Genomic DNA, 17,046 nt, shown 5'->3' on the forward strand with positions numbered 1-17,046 from the left:
CATCCGTTCGCGGGTGGACCCGACCGGTCCGCCCGGTCGACGTCACCGTTCCGCGACCACCATGGCCGACGCGATCCCCCCGTCGTGCGACAACGAGAGATGCCAGTGGTTGACTCCGCGCGCCTCGGCCGCCGCCGCGACGGTGCCGGCGACAGCCAGCCAGGGACGGCCGTCCGGGTCGGCCTTGATCTCGCAGTCGTGCCAGCTCAGCCCGGCCGGCGCGCCGAGCGCCTTGGCCACGGCCTCCTTGGCGGCGAACCGGGCGGCGAGCGACTCCGACGGGCGCGGGCTGCCGGAGCGGGTGTGCCGCTCGGCGGTGGTGAAGAGTCGGTCGGCGAGCAGCGGCGTCCGTGCCAGGGCCCGGGCGAACCGGTCGACCAGGACCACGTCGATGCCGACAGCGACGATCACCACACCACCCTACCGGCGGCCGGGGCCGCAGATTAGCCGTCGGGCCCGCGGTGGGCAACGCCTGTGGACACGCCGGGGTACGGCCCACCGCCCGCTGTCCACAGGGCACTCCGCGGCCCGCCGCGCCCGCCTAGCGTCAGCGCGTCGATGCCGATCGTCCACGGGGGTGTGGTCATGACCGATGAGCTGTTCGCCGTCCGGCCGGAGGAGCTGCGGGCGGTCGCCGGCACGCTCGACGACGAGGCGTACCGGCTGGCGTTGGGCCTCGCGAGGGTGCCCGGGCTGCTGGTGGTCGCGCCCGAGTGGCGTGCCGGCGCGGCTCTGGCCGGGCTGGAGGCGGCCGGGCACGCCTGGTTCTGCCGGCTGGGTGCCCAGGTCGCGGCGACCTCCGGTGGGGTCCGGGCGGCGGCCGAGGCGTACGAGACGGCGGACGACCGGGCCGCCGGCCGGTTCGCCGCGCTGCCCCGGTGAGCGGCGTCGGCTACCGGCAGCTGTGGGCGGCCGATCCGGACGGCTGGCGGTCCGCCGGGGTGGCCTGGGCCGGGCTGACCGGGCCGGTCGACCGGCAGGTCGGCGAGGTGGGGGCAGCCGGCGCGCGCCTGCGCAGCGGCTGGTCCGGTGCGGCGGCCACGGCGGCGGACGCCCGGCTCGCCGGCCTCCGGGCCGAGCTGGCCTCGATCGCACCCGCACTGATCGAGGTCGACCAGGTGCTGGCCGAGCTGGCGGGCCGACTGACCGTCGCGAAGGCTCGGCTCGCGGAGGCGGTCGCCCAGGCGGACGCGGCCGGGCTGGTGGTGGACCGCGCGGGCGGGGTGCACGTCGATCCCACCCGGGTCCGGCCCACCGAGCGGGCCGGCGTGGCGGCGGCTCGGGTGGCGGCGGCCCTGCGCGACGCGCTCGACGCCGCCGGCGCGGCGGATCGGGTCGCCGCGGAGCGTCTGGCCGAGCTGACCCGGGCCGCCGGCTCGGGTTGGGCGTCCCCGCCACCGCCGGGTCGGCCGGCGGCGGGTGCCGCACCGACGCTGGTCCGCGCCTGGTGGTCCGGGTTGACGCCGGCGCAGCGCCGGTGGCTGATCGGGCACGAGAGTGCACTTGTCGGCCGGTTGGACGGGGTGCCGGTGGCCGCCCGGGACCAGGCCAACCGGCTGCGGCTCGGGGCCTGGCGCGCGGAGTTGCTGGCTGAGCGGCGGCGGTTGCTGACCCGGGTGCCGCCGGGGCCGCTCACGACGCTCCGCCTGCACGGGGTGGCCGGGCGGTTGGCCGGCCTGGACGCGTTGTCCGGGCGGCTGGCGGCGGGCGGGGAGCCGCGGGCGTACCTGCTCGGGTTGGATCCGGCCGGTGAGGGCCGGGCGGTGCTGGCGCTCGGCGACCCGGACCACGCCGACCGGGTGCTGACCTACGTGCCGGGGATGACCGCCGGTCTCGACGACGCTCCCGCTGAGTTGGGCAGGGCGGCGCGTGTGCTGGACCGGTGCGTCGCGCTCGCCCCGGGTGGGCGCAGCGCGGCGGTGCTCTGGTTGGACTACGACGCCCCCGATTTCCTGACCGAGGCGGCCTCGGCGGGCCAGGCCCGGGACGCCGGCCCGGCGCTGCACCGCTTCCAGGAGGGGCTGCGGGCCAGCCACGAGGGGCCCCCGGCCCGGCAGACCGTGCTCGGGCACAGCTACGGGTCGGTGGTGGTGGGGACGGCCGCCCGGGAGCACGGGCTGGCCGCCGACGCGCTGGTCTTCGTCGGCTCGCCCGGGGTCGGCGCGTCGCACGCCGCCGAGCTGGGCGTGCCACCCGGGGAGGTCTGGGCGAGCAGTGCCCCCGACGACGTGATCCGCGCCGCCCGCCCGGTGGACGAGCTGGGTCGACGCGCCCTGCTCGGCGCGGCTCCACTGGCCGCCGTGCTGGGCTGGCCCGACCGGACCGGGCACGAGCTGTGGTTCGGTCACGACCCGTCGGACCCGGGTTTCGGCGGTCGGGTCTTCAGCAGTGGACGAGGCGGGCACACCGGTTACTGGGACCCGGGCAATCCCGCGCTGGACGGGATGGCCCGGGTCGTGCTGGGGCGGTGAGGGGCCTATTCGACGGTGACCGACTTGGCCAGGTTGCGGGGCTGGTCCACGTCGTGCCCACGGGCGGCGGCGATCTCGGCGGCGAGCACCTGCAACGGCACAGTGGTGACGAGCGGGGCCAGCAGGGTCGGCGTACGCGGCACGTAGATCAGGTGGTCGGCGTACCGGACGACGGCCTCGTCGCCCTCTTCCGCGATCACGATGGTCCGCGCGCCTCGGGCCCGGACCTCCTGGATGTTGGAGACGACCTTGTCGTGCAGCATGCCCCGGCCGACCGGCGAGGGCACCACGCAGATCACCGGTGTGCCCTTGTCGATCAGGGCGATCGGGCCGTGCTTCAGCTCGCCGGCCGCGAAGCCCTCGGCGTGCATGTACGCCAGTTCCTTGAGCTTCAGCGCGCCCTCCAGGGCCACCGGGTAGCCGACGTGCCGGCCGATGAACAGCACTGTGGGCTCGGACTTCAGGTCCCGGGCCAGCTCACGGACGGGCTCGATCCGGTCGAGCAGCTCACGCAGCTTGCCCGGGATCTCCTGCAACTGCGCGACCACCGCGCCCACCTCGTCGGCGAACTTGATCCCACGCACCTGGGCCAGGTGCAGGCCGATCAGGTAGCAGGCGACGACCTGGGTGAGGAACGCCTTGGTGGACGCGACGGCGATCTCCGGCCCGCCGTGGGTGTAGAGCACGGCGTCCGACTCGCGGGGGATGGTCGAGCCGTTGGTGTTGCAGATCGCCAGCACCCGGGCCTTCTGCTCCTTGGCGTGGCGCAGCGCCATCAGGGTGTCCATCGTCTCGCCGGACTGGGAGATCACCACGATCAGCGTGGACCGGTCGAGCACCGGGTCGCGGTAGCGGAACTCGCTGGCCAGCTCCACCTCGCAGGGGATCCGCGTCCAGTGCTCGATGGCGTACTTGGCGACCATTCCGGCGTGGTACGCCGTGCCGCAGGCCACGATGAAGATCTTGTCGACGTCGCGCAGATCCTGGTCGCTGAGGCGGACCTCGTCCAGGGCGATCTCACCGGTCTCGGTGAGCCGGCCGAGCAGCGTGTCGGCGATGGCCTGCGGCTGCTCCTCGATCTCCTTGAGCATGAACCAGTCGTAGCCGCCCTTCTCGGCCGACGAGGAGTCCCAGTCGATGTGGAAGTCCTTGCCGGCGGCGGGCTGACCGTCGAAGTCGGTGATCTCGATGCTGTCGCCGGTGATCAGCACGATCTGGTCCTGGCCCAGCTCCACTGCTTCCCGGGTGTGCTCGATGAACGCGGCCACGTCGCTGGCCAGGTAGTTTTCCCCGTCGCCCCGGCCGACCACCAGCGGCGAGTTGCGCCGGGCACCGACGACCGCGCCGGGCACGGAGGCGTCGACGGCGAGCAGCGTGAAGGCGCCTTCCAGCCGCTGGCAGACCACGCGCATGCCGGCGGCGAGCAGCTGCGGGCCGTCCGGCTGGCCGGCGGCACGCAGGTCGGCCAACGCGGCGGAGAACAGGTGCGCGGCGCACTCGGTGTCGGTGTCGCTGGCGAACTGGATGCCGTCGGCCTCCAGCTCGGCGCGGAGCTTGGCGAAGTTTTCGATGATGCCGTTGTGGATCACCGCGGCCCGTCCGTCGCCGGCGACGTGCGGGTGGGCGTTGCGGTCGGTCGGGCCGCCGTGGGTGGCCCAGCGGGTGTGCCCGATGCCGGTGGTGCCGTCACCGATGCCGATCGGGCTGGCCGCGCAGGAGGTCGGGTCGTCGGCGGCCCGCTCGGACAGCACCTTCTCCAGGTTGGCCAGCTTGCCGGCTTTCTTCTCGGTCAGCAGCTGGTCGTCGCAGACGATCGCGACGCCCGCCGAGTCGTAGCCGCGGTATTCCAACCGCCGCAGCCCGTCGAGCACGATGCCCAGTGCGGGGCGCGCGCCCGCGTATCCCACGATTCCACACATGGCCCGCAGCCTAACCCAGTTTCACTCATCATGGGTGCTCGAAAGTCGGGTTATCAATCACGGAATCTGAGCGATCGGTGGGTTGGTGGGCCACATCGGGACGTTCTTCCAGGCCCGCCCGCTCGCCCCGCGCCCGGCCGGCGCCGCCGCCTGATCGACCCGGGGTTGGCGATATCGCGGCATCGAAATGCCGTTGATACCCCGATTCCGCTGATCCGGAGCCGACCGAGCGAGCGCGGCAGGCCTGGGGTTCGACCGGGTGGTGGCCGTAGGCTGGCGCAGGTGACGAGCACCGATATCGACCCGCTGGTGGCCCGGATGCGGCCGTTCGGCACGACGATCTTCGCCGAGATGTCCGCCCTCGCGGTGCGGACCGGCGCGGTCAACCTCGGCCAGGGCTTCCCCGACACCGACGGCCCCCCGGAGATGCTGGCCGCCGCCGCCGAGGCGCTGCGCGGCGGGCAGAACCAGTACCCGCCCGGCCCGGGGATTCCCGCCCTACGCGCGGCGGTCGCGGCCCATCAACGGCGGTTCTACGACCTGACGTACGACCCGGACGGCGAGATCGTGATCACCGCTGGCGCAACGGAGGCGGTCGCGGCCAGCATCCTCGCTCTCTGCGAACCGGGCGACGAGGTGGTCTGCTTCGAGCCGTACTACGACTCGTACGCGGCCTCGATCGCGTTGGCCGGTGCGGTCCGGCGGCCGGTGACCCTGCGCCCCGCGGCGGACGGCCGGTACGCCTTCGACCCGGCGGCGCTGCGCGCGGCGTTCGGCCCACGGACCCGGCTGGTGCTGCTCAACTCGCCGCACAACCCGACCGGCAAGGTCTTCACCCCGGCCGAACTGGCGCTGATCGCCGAGCTGTGCCAGGAGCACGACACGTACGCGGTCACCGACGAGGTGTACGAGCACCTGGTCTTCACCGACGCGGCGCACCCGCACGTGCCACTGGCCACCCTGCCCGGGATGCGGGAGCGGACGCTGCGCATCTCGTCGGCGGGCAAGACGTTCTCCTGCACGGGTTGGAAGGTCGGCTGGGCGAGCGGCCCGGCGGCACTGGTCTCGGCGGTGCTGCGGGTGAAGCAGTTCCTCACCTACGTCAACGCGGCCCCGCTGCAACCGGCGGTCGCCGTGGCGCTGGCCCTGCCGGACGACTACTACACCGGCTTCCGCGACGGGCTCCAGCAGCGGCGTGACCAGCTCGTCAAGGGTCTCACCGACGCCGGATTCGAGCTGCTCGACTCGGAGGGGACGTATTTCGTCACCGCCGACGTCTCAGCCCTCGGCGGCCGGGACGGGGTGGAGTTCTGCCGCTCGCTGCCGGAGCGCTGCGGCGTGGTGGCAGTGCCGACGCAGGTCTTCTACGACGACGTCGAGGCGGGCCGGCGGCTGGTCCGGTTCGCCTTCTGCAAGCGCCCCGAAGTGCTGACCGAGGCGGTCACCCGGCTGCGCGGGCTGCGGGAGCGCCGCTGACCGGCGGGGTCAGCCGGCCGCCTGGGCCGGTCCGGTGCTGTCCGCCGCCGCCGGGGATGAGGAAGCGTCAGCGACGGACGCCTCGATCTCCGACGGCGCGACGGCCAGGGTGCCGAGCAGCGTGCCACCGTCGGCAAGCAGCACCGCCTCGGCGTCGTTGACGAAGGCGAGGTCGGCCTCGACGTGCCGGCTCGCCGCGGCGAGCAGCAGCCCGACCACCGGGTCACCGGCCCTGCGGCGCAGCCCGTCGAGGTTGCGCAACTCGCGTAGCAGGTGCCCGCGTTGGTTGCTGAGCACGGTGCGGACGGTCTGCGCGGAGCCCGATCGGGCCGCGGCGGTGACCTTGAGGAAGAAGTCGTCCCGGAAGCCGCCACTGCGCGGGCTCGGCTCGTCGAGCCAACGGGCGAGTTCGGCCCGCCCGGCGGGAGTGATCTGGTAGACCACCCGGTCGGGTTTCACCGGTTGGGCCTGCCGCTCGGCGATGACCAGGCTGTCCCGGGAGAGCCGGTCGAGGACCTGGTACAGGTGGCCGATGTTGAGCTGCCCCCACTGTGGACCGGCGGCAGCCTCGAAGGCGCCCTTCAGCTCATAGCCGTAGCTCGGGCCGCGCGCGAGCAGTGCCAGAACCGCGTGCTGGATCGCCACTGTCTCCTCCGATTCCACTGGCCGACGGACCAGGGCTTGCATTGTGACAATGTAGCGCGCAGAGTGTGGGTAGGCACACGGGGAGGCGCGACATGCTCGGCTTCATCTGGGCGCAGCTACGCGGCCGTGCTGGTCGGTCGGTGGCGCTGCTTGCGGGCATGCTGGTGGCGACCACCGGCTTCGTCGTGCTGACCGGCGCCACCACCACCTCCCGCCTTCAGGTCACCGGTGCGCTGGAGCGCGACACCCGGGCCGCCTACGACATCCTCGTCCGTCCGCACGGGACTCGCACGCCGCTGGAGGCCCAGCGTGGGCTGGTGCGCCCGAACCACCTCTCCGGGCTGTTCGGTGGCATCACCCCGGCGCAGTACGAGCAGGTGAAGCAGGTCGCCGGCGTCGACGTGGCCGCGCCGATCGCCATGCTGGGCTATTCGACCTCGTCCGTGTCGGTCCGGTTCGACCTGACCGACGCGGTCGACCGCTCCCTGGACCAGCAGGTCATCCGGCTCGAGCCCACCTTCACCGCCGAACGCGGGCTCTCCACCGCCCCGAGCCGTCCACGCTACGTGTACGTGACCAAGCGCCCCCTGCTCTATCCCGAGGGAGGCTATGACACGGACCTCTCCTCGATCCCGTACTCGGACGGCCGGATGTACCCGTACGACGAGAATTGCGGGGATGTCCCACGGGAGCTGCTTCCGAACGGACAGAGTCAGCCGATCTGCGACCCCCACCTGACCCCGAGACCGGGGAACGAATGGGCCTCCGAACGGAAGAACTGGAGCGTCGACACCGTCCGGCTGTTGCCCGATGGGCGCTTCGAGGAGAACCGCTGGACGTCCGGTCGCGCCGAACGCGTCGCCACCGACCACCTGGTGGCCACCTACCGGGTGCCGGTGCCGTTCCTGCTGGCCGCCGTCGACCCCGACGCGGAGCAGCGGCTCGTCGGCCTCGACGACGCGGTGACCGAGGGCCGCTCTCTCCGGCCCGACGACACGGCCACCGATACCAACCGCCCACGGTATGTGCCCCAGCGAACCATCCCGGTGTTGACCACCAGCCGCCCCTACCTCGACGTCACAGTGCGGTCCGCTCTCACCCGGCTGTCGCAGGCGCGGCCCGCCGGGCTGAGCATCGCCGACCTGGAGCACACGCTGGACAGCGCCACCGGGGTCAGGGCCGGGACCGAGGAGTTCGCGCTGGCCGACGGGTACCGCGACCTGCTGGCCACGGGGATCTCCCAGACCGACTGCTGCCAGGGTGAGTTGCAGACGATCATTCAAGCGGGTGCCCCGGAGTACGACCGGCTCCCCGACGGCACTCTCCGTGCTGTCCCGCGACCACCGTTGGATCCCGCGACCTTCGGCAGCGACAACATGTACAACTTCGACGGCCGTCCGTGGTCGGCCGACGACAACGGCTTCCGCCCCCTGACCGCGGTCCCCATGCAGTCGCCGGGCGCCCTCTCCCAGGTTCTGGACTGGCGGACCGTCGGCATCTTCGATCCGGAGAAGCTGAGCGGGTTCAGCGACCTGTCCCGGGTGCCGCTGGAGACCTACGAGCCGCCCCGCACCGATGGCGCGGACGAGCGCAGCCGCCAGGCGCTAAGCGGCCGGCCGCTGGAACCGAGCGGCAACCCGGCCGGCTACCTATCCGCACCGCCGCTGCTGCTCACCACACTGGCCGCGGTGCCGAAGCTGTTCGAGGGCAGCGCCTCCCCCGCCCGGACGGCGCCGATCAGCGCGATCCGGGTCCGGGTCGCCGACGTCGCCGGCTACACCGAACGCTCCGCCGAGCGGGTCCGGCTCATCGCCGAGCGGATCGCCGACACGACCGGGCTGGACGTCGATCTCACCTTCGGCTCGTCTCCCGCGCCGCAGACCGTCGAGCTGCCCGCGGGCGCGTTCGGCCGGCCCGACCTGCGGCTGACCGAGCCGTGGTCCGCCCTCGGGGTGGCCTCGGTCATCACCAGGGCCGTCGACCGCAAGAGCCTCGTGCTGTTCGGGCTGGTGCTTGTGGTCTGTGGGCTGTTCCTCGGCAACGCGGTCTCCGCCGCAGTCCGCGACCGACGCCCCGAGCTGGCGGTGCTCGCCTGCCTGGGCTGGCCAGCTCGCCGGATCGCCGCACTGGTCCTCGGCGAGGTGGCAGCGCTGGGGCTGGCCGCCGGAGTGCTGGCCCTCGGGCTGGCGTTCCCGCTGGCCGCCGCGCTGGACATCGGGATCGGCTGGCGGCGGGCGGCGCTCGCCGTACCGGTGGCTCTGCTGCTGGCGCTGGTGGCGGGCCTGGTGCCGGCGCTGCGAGCCGCGGGCGCCCACCCGGCCGCCGCCCTGCGGCCGCTGGTGGCCCCGGCTCGGTGGGTACGGCGACCCCGCGGCCTGTTCGGGATGGCCCTGGTCAACCTGGTCCGCACCCCCGGGCGCACACTGCTCGGGGCCGGCGCGCTGGCCATCGGGCTGGCCGCGCTGACCCTGGTCACCGCCGCCGCCTACGCCTTCCGTGGCGCGATCGTCGGCAGTCTGCTCGGGGACACCGTCTCGCTGAACGTACGGGGTGCGGACACCCTGGCCGCTGTCGTCACCGTCCTGCTGGGCGCGGGCGCCGTCGCCGACGTGCTGTACCTGAACGTCCGGGACCGCGCCGCCGAGTTGTCCACGCTGCGGGCGATCGGGTGGACGGATGCGGCGCTGAGCCGCCTGGTGGGTTACGAAGGGCTCCTCATCGGCGCGCTCGGGGCGGTGGCCGGGGCGGGGCTCGGCCTCGCCGGGGCCGCCTGGCTGGTCGGTGCTCTGCCGGCCGCCCTGGTCTTGGTCGCCGCCGCGGTGGCGCTCGGCGGGGTGCTGCTCACCTGTCTGGCGGCACTCGTGCCGGCCGCGATGCTGCGCCGGCTCCCGACCGCACGGCTACTGGCGGAGGAGTGACGATGGAAGCGACGACGGGCAGCATGGTCCGGATTGTCGGGCTGAACCGGCAGTTCCGTACCGGCGCGGATCGGTTGACAGCGGTCGACGACGTCTCGCTGGAGATCACGGCCGGGTCGGTGGTGGCGCTGACCGGTCCCAGCGGCTCCGGCAAGTCGAGCCTGCTGCACCTGATCGGCGCGATCGAGCAGGCCGACAGCGGCACCGTCACTGTCGACGACGTGGAGATCACGTCGCTGCGCCGCGCCGCGCTGGCCCGGTACCGGCAGCGGGTGGGGTTCGTCTTCCAGCGCTACCACCTGCTCCCAGCGTTGACAGTGCTGGACAACGTGATCGCGCCGGTGCTGCCGCGACGCGGCCGAACCGACCACGCGGCACGAGCCCGGGAGTTGCTCGACGCGGTCGGCCTGGCCGGGCGCGAGCGCGCCCTGCCCGCGCAGCTCTCCGGCGGTCAGCAGCAACGGGTCGCCATCGCCCGCGCGCTGATGGGCGCGCCGGGCCTGCTGCTGGCCGACGAGCCGACCGGCAACCTCGACTCCACCACCGGCGGGCAGATCCTGGACCTGCTGCTCGACCTGCGGGACCGGCACGGCATGACCATCCTGCTGGCCACCCACGAACAGGCCATCGCTGCCCGCTGCGACCGGCTGATCAGGCTCGCCGACGGCCGGGTGGTCGAGGATCTCGACCTCACCAACGGCGAGGACCCGGCCGACACCTACGATCGCGTGGCCCGACTGCGGCTGTGACGCCGCAGCGGGGCCGCTGTCTCAGCCGGCCGGGCTGGCGGAGCGGACCTGCTCGGCGATCCGCTCGGCGACCTCGCGGGCGGTCTGCTCGGTGGCCGCCTCGACCATCACCCGGACCAGCAGCTCGGTGCCCGACGGGCGCAGCAGCACCCGCCCGGTCTCACCCAGCTCCGCCTCCGCCCGCTCGACCTCGGCACGGACGGCCGGTGCGGCGGCGCCGACGGTCCGGTCGCCGACCGGCACGTTGATCAGCACCTGGGGCAGTTTGGTGACCACCGAGGCCAGCTCGGCGAGGGACCGGCCGGTGGCGGCCATCCGGGCCATCAGGTGCAGGCCGGTGAGCACCCCGTCGCCGGTGGTGGCGTGCGCGGGCATGACGATGTGACCGCTCTGCTCACCGCCGAGCGCCAGCCCGGACGCGCGCAGGGCCTCCAGGACGTACCGGTCGCCGACCTTGGTCTCGATCAGCCGGATGCCCTGTGCGGACATGGCCAACCGCAGGCCGAGGTTGCTCATCACGGTCGCGACCAGGGTGTCCTGGGTGAGCGTGCCGGCGTCCCGCATGGCCAGCGCGAGGATCGCCATCACCTGGTCGCCGTCGACCTCGTCGCCGTCGGCGCTGACCGCCACGATCCGGTCGGCGTCGCCGTCGTGGGCGATGCCCAGGTGGGCGCCGTGCTCGACCACCGCCTCGCGCAGCGCCTCGATGTGGTTGGAGCCGCACTCGTCGTTGATGTTCAGGCCGTTCGGCTCCGCGTGGATCGCGACGACCTCCGCGCCGGCTTCCCGGTAGGCCACCGGGGCGACCTCGGCGGCGGCGCCGTTGGCGCAGTCGACCACGACCTTGATCCCGTCCAACCGGTGCGGCAGGGCGCCGACCAGATGCTGGACGTAGTGGTCGGCACCGTCGAGCAGGTCGTGCACCCGGCCGATGCCGGCACCGGTCGGCCGGTCCCAGGCGGTGGTGGCATTGGCCTCCACGGCGGCCTCGATCCGCATCTCGATCTCGTCGGGCAACTTGTGCCCACCGGCGGCGAAGAGCTTGATGCCGTTGTCCGGCATCGGGTTGTGCGACGCGGAGAGCACCACGCCGAGGTCGGCCTTGGCCTCGGCGGTGAGGAACGCCACCGCGGGGGTGGGCAGCACGCCGACCCGCACCACGTTGGCACCGGCGCTGGTCAGGCCGGCGACCACGGCGGCCTCCAGCATCTCGCCACTGGCCCGGGTGTCCCGGCCCACGACGGCCAGCGGCGGATGGCTGCGGTCCGTCTCGGCGAGCGTGTGCGCGGCGGCCACCGCGAGCGCCAGCGCCAACTCCGGGGTGAGATCCGCGTTTGCCCGCCCGCGTACGCCGTCCGTGCCGAACAACCGACCCATACCCGCCAACCTCCGTGGTGCGCTGCCGATGTGGAGAAAGCGAAACGGCCGGTCGCCTCCCCCGAATCGGGGGGAGGCGAACCGGCCGTCCGTCAGAAGTACAACGCGCTGGAAAAGATCAGCGCTTCGAGTACTGGGGAGCCTTACGGGCCTTCTTGAGGCCGTACTTCTTGCTCTCCTTGACCCGGGCGTCCCGGGTGAGGAAGCCGGCCTTCTTCAGGGCCGGGCGGTCGTCCGGCTCGTTGATGATCAGCGCGCGGGCGATGCCCAGCCGAAGCGCGCCGGCCTGGCCGGTGGTGCCGCCGCCACGCAGGTTGGCGATGACGTCGAACTGCTCGGGCTTCTCGGCGGTGACCAGCGGGTCCTTGATGAGCTGCTGGTGCACCTTGCTCGGGAAGTACGCCTCGAGGTCCTGGCCGTTGCAGGTGATCTTGCCGGTGCCCGGGATGAGGCGAACCCGGACGATGGCCTCCTTGCGGCGGCCAACGGTCTGGATCGGCCGGTCACCGCGAGGCGCGCGGGCGACGGGCGCGGGCGCCTCGGTGACCTCGGGGGCCTCGGTGGCCTCGACGGCTTCCGGAGCGACCTCGGTCTCGGTGATGTCGGTCATGCTGCTTCCTTCGCCCGCGCTCACTGCGCGATCTGCTTGATCTCGAACGGCACCGGCTGCTGCGCGAGGTGCGGGTGCTCGGCACCGGCGTACACCTTCAGCTTCTTGATCAGCTGACGGCCGAGCTTGTTGTGCGGGAGCATCCCCTTCACAGCCAGCTCGATGGCCCGCTCGGGGCGCTTGGTCAGCAGCTCGTCGTAGCCGATCTGCTTCAGACCACCCGGGTAACCGGAGTGGCGGTAAGCAACCTTGGTCTGACGCTTGTTGCCGGTCAACGCAACCTTGCCCGCGTTCACGATGACGACAAAGTCGCCCGTGTCGACGTGCGGCGCGAAAGTCGGCTTGTGCTTACCACGCAGCAACGTGGCGGCGTGGGTGGCCAGGCGGCCCAGCACGACATCAGAGGCGTCGATGACGTGCCACTGACGCTCGATCTCACCCGGCTTCGGGCTGTACGTACGCACAGGTCTACCTTGTCTCGTCGTCGGTCTGGGGTCGCGCGCCGAGGTGACCAGATCTTGCAGGCCGGACCAGCGCGCACGAACGACCAAGCGTACCTGATAGGGCACGCCTCTGGATGTCGTACAACAGCAGGCAACGATACCCGGCGCGGTGTCCGCAGGTCAAAACGGGGGTGCCGTTCCGCACGGCGAGCCGCCCGTGGTGGCCCAGCTCACACGCCGGCGAGCCGATCGGCGCCCGGACGACGGTAGACGACCCAGGTGACCACGAAGCACAGCGCGTACCAGCCGATGAAGGCCAGGTAGGCGGCGTCGGCGTTGCCGGAGCCGAGAAACGACTGCCGGAACGCGACGTTGACAAGCACCCCACCGGAGGCGCCGATCGCACCCGCGATGCCGATCAACGCGCCGGTCATCCGCCGCGCCCAGCGGGCGGCGTCCTCCGGATCGCGGCGGCCAGCGGCCACCGCGTCCGCCGCCCGGGCCCGGAAGATCGCCGGGATCATCTTGTACGTGGAGCCGTTGCCGATGCCGGAGAACACGAAGAGGGCGAGGAACCCGGCCAGGTAGAGCCCGAACGAGTGCTCCCGGGCCGCGTACAGCACGATGCCCGCGCCGGCCGCCATCGCGACGAAGTTCCAGAAGGTCACCCGGGATCCACCCAGCCGGTCGGCGAGGTGCCCGCCCAGGGGCCGGATCAGCGAGCCGACCAGCGGCCCGAGGAAGGTCAACCAGGCGGCGTCGACAGGGGTGGGGAACCGCTCGGCGAACTGGAGCTGGAGCACCTGACCGAAGGCGAAACCGAACCCGATGAACGAGCCGAAGGTGCCGATGTAGAGCAGCGACATGACCCAGGTGTGCGGGTCGCGGGCCGCCTCACGCAGAGCGCCCGGCTCGTTGCGCGCCCCGGGCACGGTGTCCAACCAGCGGGCCGCCGCCAGCGCGGCCAGCACGATCAGCGGCAGGTACACCGCCGGGACCAACCGGGGGTACGCGGCACCGGCGGTGGCGAGGACCGCCAGCCCGACCAACTGCACCGCGGGTACGCCGAGATTGCCACCGCCGGCGTTGAGCCCCAGCGCCCGTCCCTTGAGCCGAGACGGGTAGAACAGGTTGATGTTCGCCATCGAGGAGGCGAAGTTGCCGCCGCCGACCCCGGTGAGGCAGGCGAGCACCATCAGGGTGGAGTAGGACACCCCGGGCTCCAGCAGCACCGTCATCGGCACCGTGGGCACCAGCAGCAGCAGGGCGCTGATGGTCGTCCAGCGCCGCCCGCCGAAGCGGGCCACCGCCAGCGTGTAGGGCAGCCGCAACACCGCCCCCAGCGCCGCCGGCACGGCGGTGAGCAGGAACTTCCCGGCCGGGTCGATGCCGTACGCGGGGCCGAGGAAGAGCACTGTCACCGACCAGAGGCTCCACACCGAGAAGCCGACGTGCTCGGCGAAGATCGAGACCCAGAGGTTGCGCCGGGCGATCGGCGCGCCCGTCGTCTGCCAGAAGTCGGGGTCCTCGGGACGCCAGTCGTCGAGCCGGCGCCCACGCGCGGTGGCGGCCGGCGGCGCGGCGGTGACTGCGGTGCTGGTGAGCGTGCTCACGGCGGCTCCTTCTCGTCGGTGTGACGAGGAGAAACGCTAGGAACGCCGGGTTACCTGGCAGTGCCCGTCATGGGTCGGCCCGGAAACGGGGATCGCACCACGGGCCGGCCGCGATGGTGAGGTGTCGATCAGAGTTGTTGGAGGATGCGCAGCGCACGGCCGACCCGGACCATGGTGTCGGTGTCGGCGACGTCCACGCAGTCGGTGAACCACTTCTTCATCGGCGAGGAGATGCGGTCGGGCATCACCACGTACCGGCCCATCGACACGGCGAGCGGCGAGTCGCGCAGCAGTGACTCCTCGACCACCTCGACCACGATCACGATGGGCACGTCGGTGGAGTTGTAGACGTCTGAGCTGACCACGAGACCGAGGCGTTCCCGGGCGCCCTCGATGCGCCAGACCTCTCCCCTACGCAGCACGCGGTCGTCCGCCGGAGAGCAGGTCGTTGACCATGCCCACCTCGCGGGCGTCGGCGAGAGCGGCGGACTCCAGGTCCAGGCCGGCGCGGCCCACGGCGGCGGCGTGCGCGGTGAAGACCTCGCGCAGCGCCTTCTCGCGGGCGGCCTGGTCCATCCACGCGGAGAGCGACAGCCCCTCGCGCTTGGCGAACCGCCGCGCCTCCTCGATCGTCTCGTCGGTAAACGACAGAGTCACCTTGGCAGTCATGCCGCTGAGACTACCCAGCGGTATGACCACCAGTCATCCCCGCGCGGACCGACTCGTGTACCGGTGTCGAAACGCCCATTCCGGTGGTCCTCACGCGGCGCGACCGCCGAACACCGCGAAGCGCCACTCCTTGAAGTAACAGTCGACGTCGACCAGGCCGGCCTCGGCGAGCCACCGGCACTGGTCGGCCACTGTCGCCGGCCGGTCGTGCCGCATCCGCTCCCGGGATGCGGCGATCTCCTCGGGGGACGCGCCCAGTTCGGTGATCCGCTCCACCCACACCTCGTCGTAGCGCCGGTCCAGCTCCGGGGTCGGCCCGGCGACCTGCTCGGCGTTGACGAACACCCCGCCCGGCACCAGCGCGGCGGCGGCCCGCCGGTAGAGCGCCCGCTTGCCGGCGTCGTCCAGGTGATGGATCGCCAGCGCGCTGACCACCGCGTCGTACCGGCCCGACGGCAGCTCGTCGGACAGATCGGCCAGGACCGTCCGGTGCGGCACGGACCGCGCGGCCAACTGGTCGGCGGCGCGGTCGAGCATCGCCGGCGCTCCGTCCACCAGGGTCAGCCGGACTCCGGGCACCGCGGCGGACAGCAGCAGCGAGAGCAGACCGGTGCCGGCCCCCAGATCCAACACCTCAGGGGTACGCCCGGCGGCGAGCGCGGCGCGCAGCGGCGGCGCGGCCACCTGGACGGCGGTGCCGTAGAAGGCGTCGAAGCACGGCACCAGCCGCCGACGGGCCTCGTCGTAGGTGCCGGCAACCGCGTCGAAGACATCCGTAACACTCATCGCGCTCTCCCAGATTTTGAGACAGGTTTCCCATATTATAGGCGGGCGTCCAGTGGCTCGGTGCTGGTGAGTCAACGGTTCCGCTCCCCCGGCGCCCGACGTACACCGCCCGTGGCGCGCGAAGTCACCTGCGGATTCGTCCCGCTGGTCGGTCTGGCCACGCCAACATTCCTGACCCCGGACACGCAAAAAGGCCCACGACTCCTGGGCAGCCAGGATGCCGGGGGCCTTGCGTGCTGCGCTGGTTAGCCGACGGGGCCGATCGCCTTCGCCAGATCGACGAAGCCGGCCCAGGCCGCCGGCCCGAAGGTCAGCGTCCCGCCGTCGCGGTCTTTGGTGTCGCGGACGACTCCCATCGCTCTCGGCAATGTAACCGGCAGACGGCGCGGCCGGTAGGGACCCGAGACCCCGGACGCGTTCATACCGGGGGCGCCCTTGCCCCGCCCAGATCTTGGACAGATTCCGTTACGCGAGAACGGAAACTGTCCAAGATCTCCACCGGCGAGCACCACAGGGCGGCCCCTTCCCAGAGTGACGACCAGGGGGAGAGCACCGTGCCGGACAAGCCGCCCGATCGGAGACCCAAGCCGAAGCCCGAACCGGGGCCGATAACCGGTCCCGCCGCCGTCGCCGGGCGCCCTCAGGCCGCCGAGGGCCGTCGTTCCACCCTGGCCGGTGAACCGACTCGACCGCATCCCCGCCTACCCACCGGTCAACGCATCAGCGCGTCCGCCCGGACGCCGCGCACGGGTGACGTCCTGCACCTGACCCGCGCCGCGAGTGTGCAGTTCATCCGCCCGATCATCGTCCGCGTGATTCGCGTTCTCGATTGGCCGACGTACGACGGGTGGCTGTGGATTGACGCATACGAGCTGGCCGCGAGTGGCGACGCGGTCGCGCGCCGGTCCCTGTTCGTCATGCCGGCGGGCCTGATCTGGCCGGACCCGCCCATCCCGGCGGCCCGTCGCTCAACCACCCGCACGCCCGTCAAGCGAGGTCCGGTGCGGGTCGGATGACCCGCCGCCCTCCCCCACACCAGCCGATGCGCCCGGCGTGGCTCTGCCGTAACTGCGCCGGTCCCTGGCCGTGCGCGCCGGCTCAGCTTCACCTCGCGACCGAGTTCTACGGCCATTCGATCGCCCTCGCGTTCTACCTGGCGGCGAACATGCAGGACGCGATTGACGACCTGTACTCCATCGGCGTTCGTCCTGACCCGCGAGCATTGCACGCCCGCTTCCTGGGCTGGCTGTCCCTGACCCGCCGACCACACCGCGCCGACTAACGCTGCCGCCCTCCGCGGCCCAACCGGCACGACCATCCGTCCTCCGCCGAACCACAGTGCGGTGTGAGCCCCACTTGACAGGACCGAA

17 protein-coding genes and 1 pseudogene are annotated in these 17,046 nt (G+C 72.4%); 7 read left to right on the top strand and 11 right to left on the bottom strand.

Annotated features, from left to right (window positions below):
- Positions 1–42 precede the first annotated feature (42 nt).
- Positions 43–411, bottom strand: coding sequence for a holo-ACP synthase (locus tag ABZU25_RS27230; protein ID WP_355032211.1), 369 nt, complete (start codon positions 409–411; stop codon positions 43–45).
- A gap of 174 nt (positions 412–585) precedes the next feature.
- On the opposite strand from ABZU25_RS27230, the gene ABZU25_RS27235 reads away from it, so the two are divergent.
- Both ABZU25_RS27235 and ABZU25_RS27240 read left to right on the top strand, forming a co-directional pair.
- Positions 586–882, top strand: coding sequence for a hypothetical protein (locus ABZU25_RS27235; protein ID WP_355032212.1), 297 nt, complete (start codon positions 586–588; stop codon positions 880–882).
- Positions 879–2,471, top strand: coding sequence for an alpha/beta hydrolase (locus ABZU25_RS27240; RefSeq protein WP_355032213.1), 1,593 nt, complete (start codon positions 879–881; stop codon positions 2,469–2,471). Before ABZU25_RS27235 ends, ABZU25_RS27240 begins: the two co-directional genes overlap by 4 nt.
- A 5-nt stretch (positions 2,472–2,476) precedes the next feature.
- Here ABZU25_RS27240 and glmS read toward each other — a convergent pair whose 3' ends face one another.
- Positions 2,477–4,390, bottom strand: coding sequence for a glutamine--fructose-6-phosphate transaminase (isomerizing) (gene glmS, locus ABZU25_RS27245; RefSeq protein ID WP_355032214.1), 1,914 nt, complete (start codon positions 4,388–4,390; stop codon positions 2,477–2,479).
- Positions 4,391–4,672: 282 nt separating this feature from the next.
- Here glmS and ABZU25_RS27250 point away from each other — a divergent pair, with 282 nt between their 5' ends.
- Positions 4,673–5,866 carry a pyridoxal phosphate-dependent aminotransferase gene (locus ABZU25_RS27250; RefSeq protein WP_355032215.1) on the top strand — a complete coding sequence of 398 codons (1,194 nt, stop codon included), beginning with the start codon at positions 4,673–4,675 and terminating at the stop codon, positions 5,864–5,866.
- Between the two features lie 9 nt (positions 5,867–5,875).
- Here ABZU25_RS27250 and ABZU25_RS27255 read toward each other — a convergent pair whose 3' ends face one another.
- Positions 5,876–6,553 (bottom strand): PadR family transcriptional regulator, encoded by a 678-nt coding sequence (locus tag ABZU25_RS27255; RefSeq protein ID WP_355032216.1) that lies wholly within the window; start codon positions 6,551–6,553, stop codon positions 5,876–5,878.
- Positions 6,554–6,603: 50 nt separating this feature from the next.
- Between ABZU25_RS27255 and ABZU25_RS27260 the strand changes: the two genes are divergently transcribed.
- The gene (locus tag ABZU25_RS27260; protein WP_355032217.1) at positions 6,604–9,429 is read left to right on the top strand and encodes an FtsX-like permease family protein; all 2,826 of its coding nucleotides are present in this window, start codon (positions 6,604–6,606) and stop codon (positions 9,427–9,429) included.
- Between the two features lie 2 nt (positions 9,430–9,431).
- A complete protein-coding gene (locus ABZU25_RS27265) occupies positions 9,432–10,178 on the top strand; it encodes an ABC transporter ATP-binding protein (protein ID WP_355032218.1) in 747 nt (248 codons plus the stop codon).
- 21 nt (positions 10,179–10,199) lie between these two features.
- On the opposite strand, the gene glmM is transcribed toward ABZU25_RS27265, so the two are convergent.
- The 8 genes and pseudogenes from glmM to ABZU25_RS27305 all read right to left on the bottom strand — a co-directional run.
- Positions 10,200–11,555 carry a phosphoglucosamine mutase gene (gene glmM, locus ABZU25_RS27270; protein ID WP_355032219.1) on the bottom strand — a complete coding sequence of 452 codons (1,356 nt, stop codon included), beginning with the start codon at positions 11,553–11,555 and terminating at the stop codon, positions 10,200–10,202.
- A gap of 118 nt (positions 11,556–11,673) precedes the next feature.
- Positions 11,674–12,165, bottom strand: a complete 492-nt coding sequence (rpsI, locus tag ABZU25_RS27275) for a 30S ribosomal protein S9 (RefSeq protein ID WP_355032220.1) — start codon at positions 12,163–12,165, stop codon at positions 11,674–11,676.
- Between the two features lie 20 nt (positions 12,166–12,185).
- Entirely contained in the window at positions 12,186–12,629 is a 444-nt protein-coding gene (rplM, locus tag ABZU25_RS27280; RefSeq protein ID WP_053653864.1) for a 50S ribosomal protein L13, read from the bottom strand.
- 209 nt (positions 12,630–12,838) lie between these two features.
- A complete protein-coding gene (locus tag ABZU25_RS27285) occupies positions 12,839–14,221 on the bottom strand; it encodes a nitrate/nitrite transporter (RefSeq protein ID WP_355032221.1) in 1,383 nt (460 codons plus the stop codon).
- 128 nt (positions 14,222–14,349) lie between these two features.
- On the bottom strand, positions 14,350–14,643 hold the full coding sequence (locus tag ABZU25_RS27290; protein ID WP_355032222.1) for a hypothetical protein: 294 nt from the start codon (positions 14,641–14,643) through the stop codon (positions 14,350–14,352).
- A complete protein-coding gene (locus ABZU25_RS27295) occupies positions 14,633–14,890 on the bottom strand; it encodes a DUF6364 family protein (RefSeq protein ID WP_088950199.1) in 258 nt (85 codons plus the stop codon). Before ABZU25_RS27295 ends, ABZU25_RS27290 begins: the two co-directional genes overlap by 11 nt.
- A gap of 90 nt (positions 14,891–14,980) precedes the next feature.
- Complete coding sequence (locus ABZU25_RS27300) at positions 14,981–15,676, bottom strand: methyltransferase domain-containing protein (RefSeq protein WP_355032223.1); 696 nt, start codon at positions 15,674–15,676, stop codon at positions 14,981–14,983.
- A 245-nt stretch (positions 15,677–15,921) separates the two neighbouring features.
- Positions 15,922–16,044: pseudogene (locus tag ABZU25_RS27305) on the bottom strand (DUF397 domain-containing protein); the annotation flags it as partial.
- 351 nt (positions 16,045–16,395) lie between these two features.
- Between ABZU25_RS27305 and ABZU25_RS27310 the strand changes: the two are divergent.
- A complete protein-coding gene (locus ABZU25_RS27310) occupies positions 16,396–16,692 on the top strand; it encodes a hypothetical protein (protein WP_355032240.1) in 297 nt (98 codons plus the stop codon).
- Complete coding sequence (locus ABZU25_RS27315; protein ID WP_355032224.1) at positions 16,689–16,958, top strand: hypothetical protein; 270 nt, start codon at positions 16,689–16,691, stop codon at positions 16,956–16,958. Before ABZU25_RS27310 ends, ABZU25_RS27315 begins: the two co-directional genes overlap by 4 nt.
- The last annotated feature ends 88 nt before the right edge of the window (positions 16,959–17,046 follow it).

The organism is Micromonospora sp. NPDC005215 (assembly GCF_040607915.1).
Classification (GTDB): Bacteria; Actinomycetota; Actinomycetes; order Mycobacteriales; family Micromonosporaceae; genus Micromonospora.

What these genes read in the sequence shown, in the direction of transcription:
- glmM (WP_355032219.1), bottom strand. Translation starts at nt 11,555, where the DNA reads ATGGGTCGGTTGTTCGGCACGGACGGCGTACGCGGGCGGGCAAACGCG.
- ABZU25_RS27265 (WP_355032218.1), top strand. Translation starts at nt 9,432, where the DNA reads ATGGAAGCGACGACGGGCAGCATGGTCCGGATTGTCGGGCTGAACCGG.
- ABZU25_RS27235 (WP_355032212.1), top strand. Translation starts at nt 586, where the DNA reads ATGACCGATGAGCTGTTCGCCGTCCGGCCGGAGGAGCTGCGGGCGGTC.
- ABZU25_RS27300 (WP_355032223.1), bottom strand. Translation starts at nt 15,676, where the DNA reads ATGAGTGTTACGGATGTCTTCGACGCGGTTGCCGGCACCTACGACGAG.
- rpsI (WP_355032220.1), bottom strand. Translation starts at nt 12,165, where the DNA reads ATGACCGACATCACCGAGACCGAGGTCGCTCCGGAAGCCGTCGAGGCC.
- ABZU25_RS27255 (WP_355032216.1), bottom strand. Translation starts at nt 6,553, where the DNA reads ATGCAAGCCCTGGTCCGTCGGCCAGTGGAATCGGAGGAGACAGTGGCG.
- ABZU25_RS27295 (WP_088950199.1), bottom strand. Translation starts at nt 14,890, where the DNA reads ATGACTGCCAAGGTGACTCTGTCGTTTACCGACGAGACGATCGAGGAG.
- ABZU25_RS27260 (WP_355032217.1), top strand. Translation starts at nt 6,604, where the DNA reads ATGCTCGGCTTCATCTGGGCGCAGCTACGCGGCCGTGCTGGTCGGTCG.
- ABZU25_RS27315 (WP_355032224.1), top strand. Translation starts at nt 16,689, where the DNA reads ATGACCCGCCGCCCTCCCCCACACCAGCCGATGCGCCCGGCGTGGCTC.
- glmS (WP_355032214.1), bottom strand. Translation starts at nt 4,390, where the DNA reads ATGTGTGGAATCGTGGGATACGCGGGCGCGCGCCCCGCACTGGGCATC.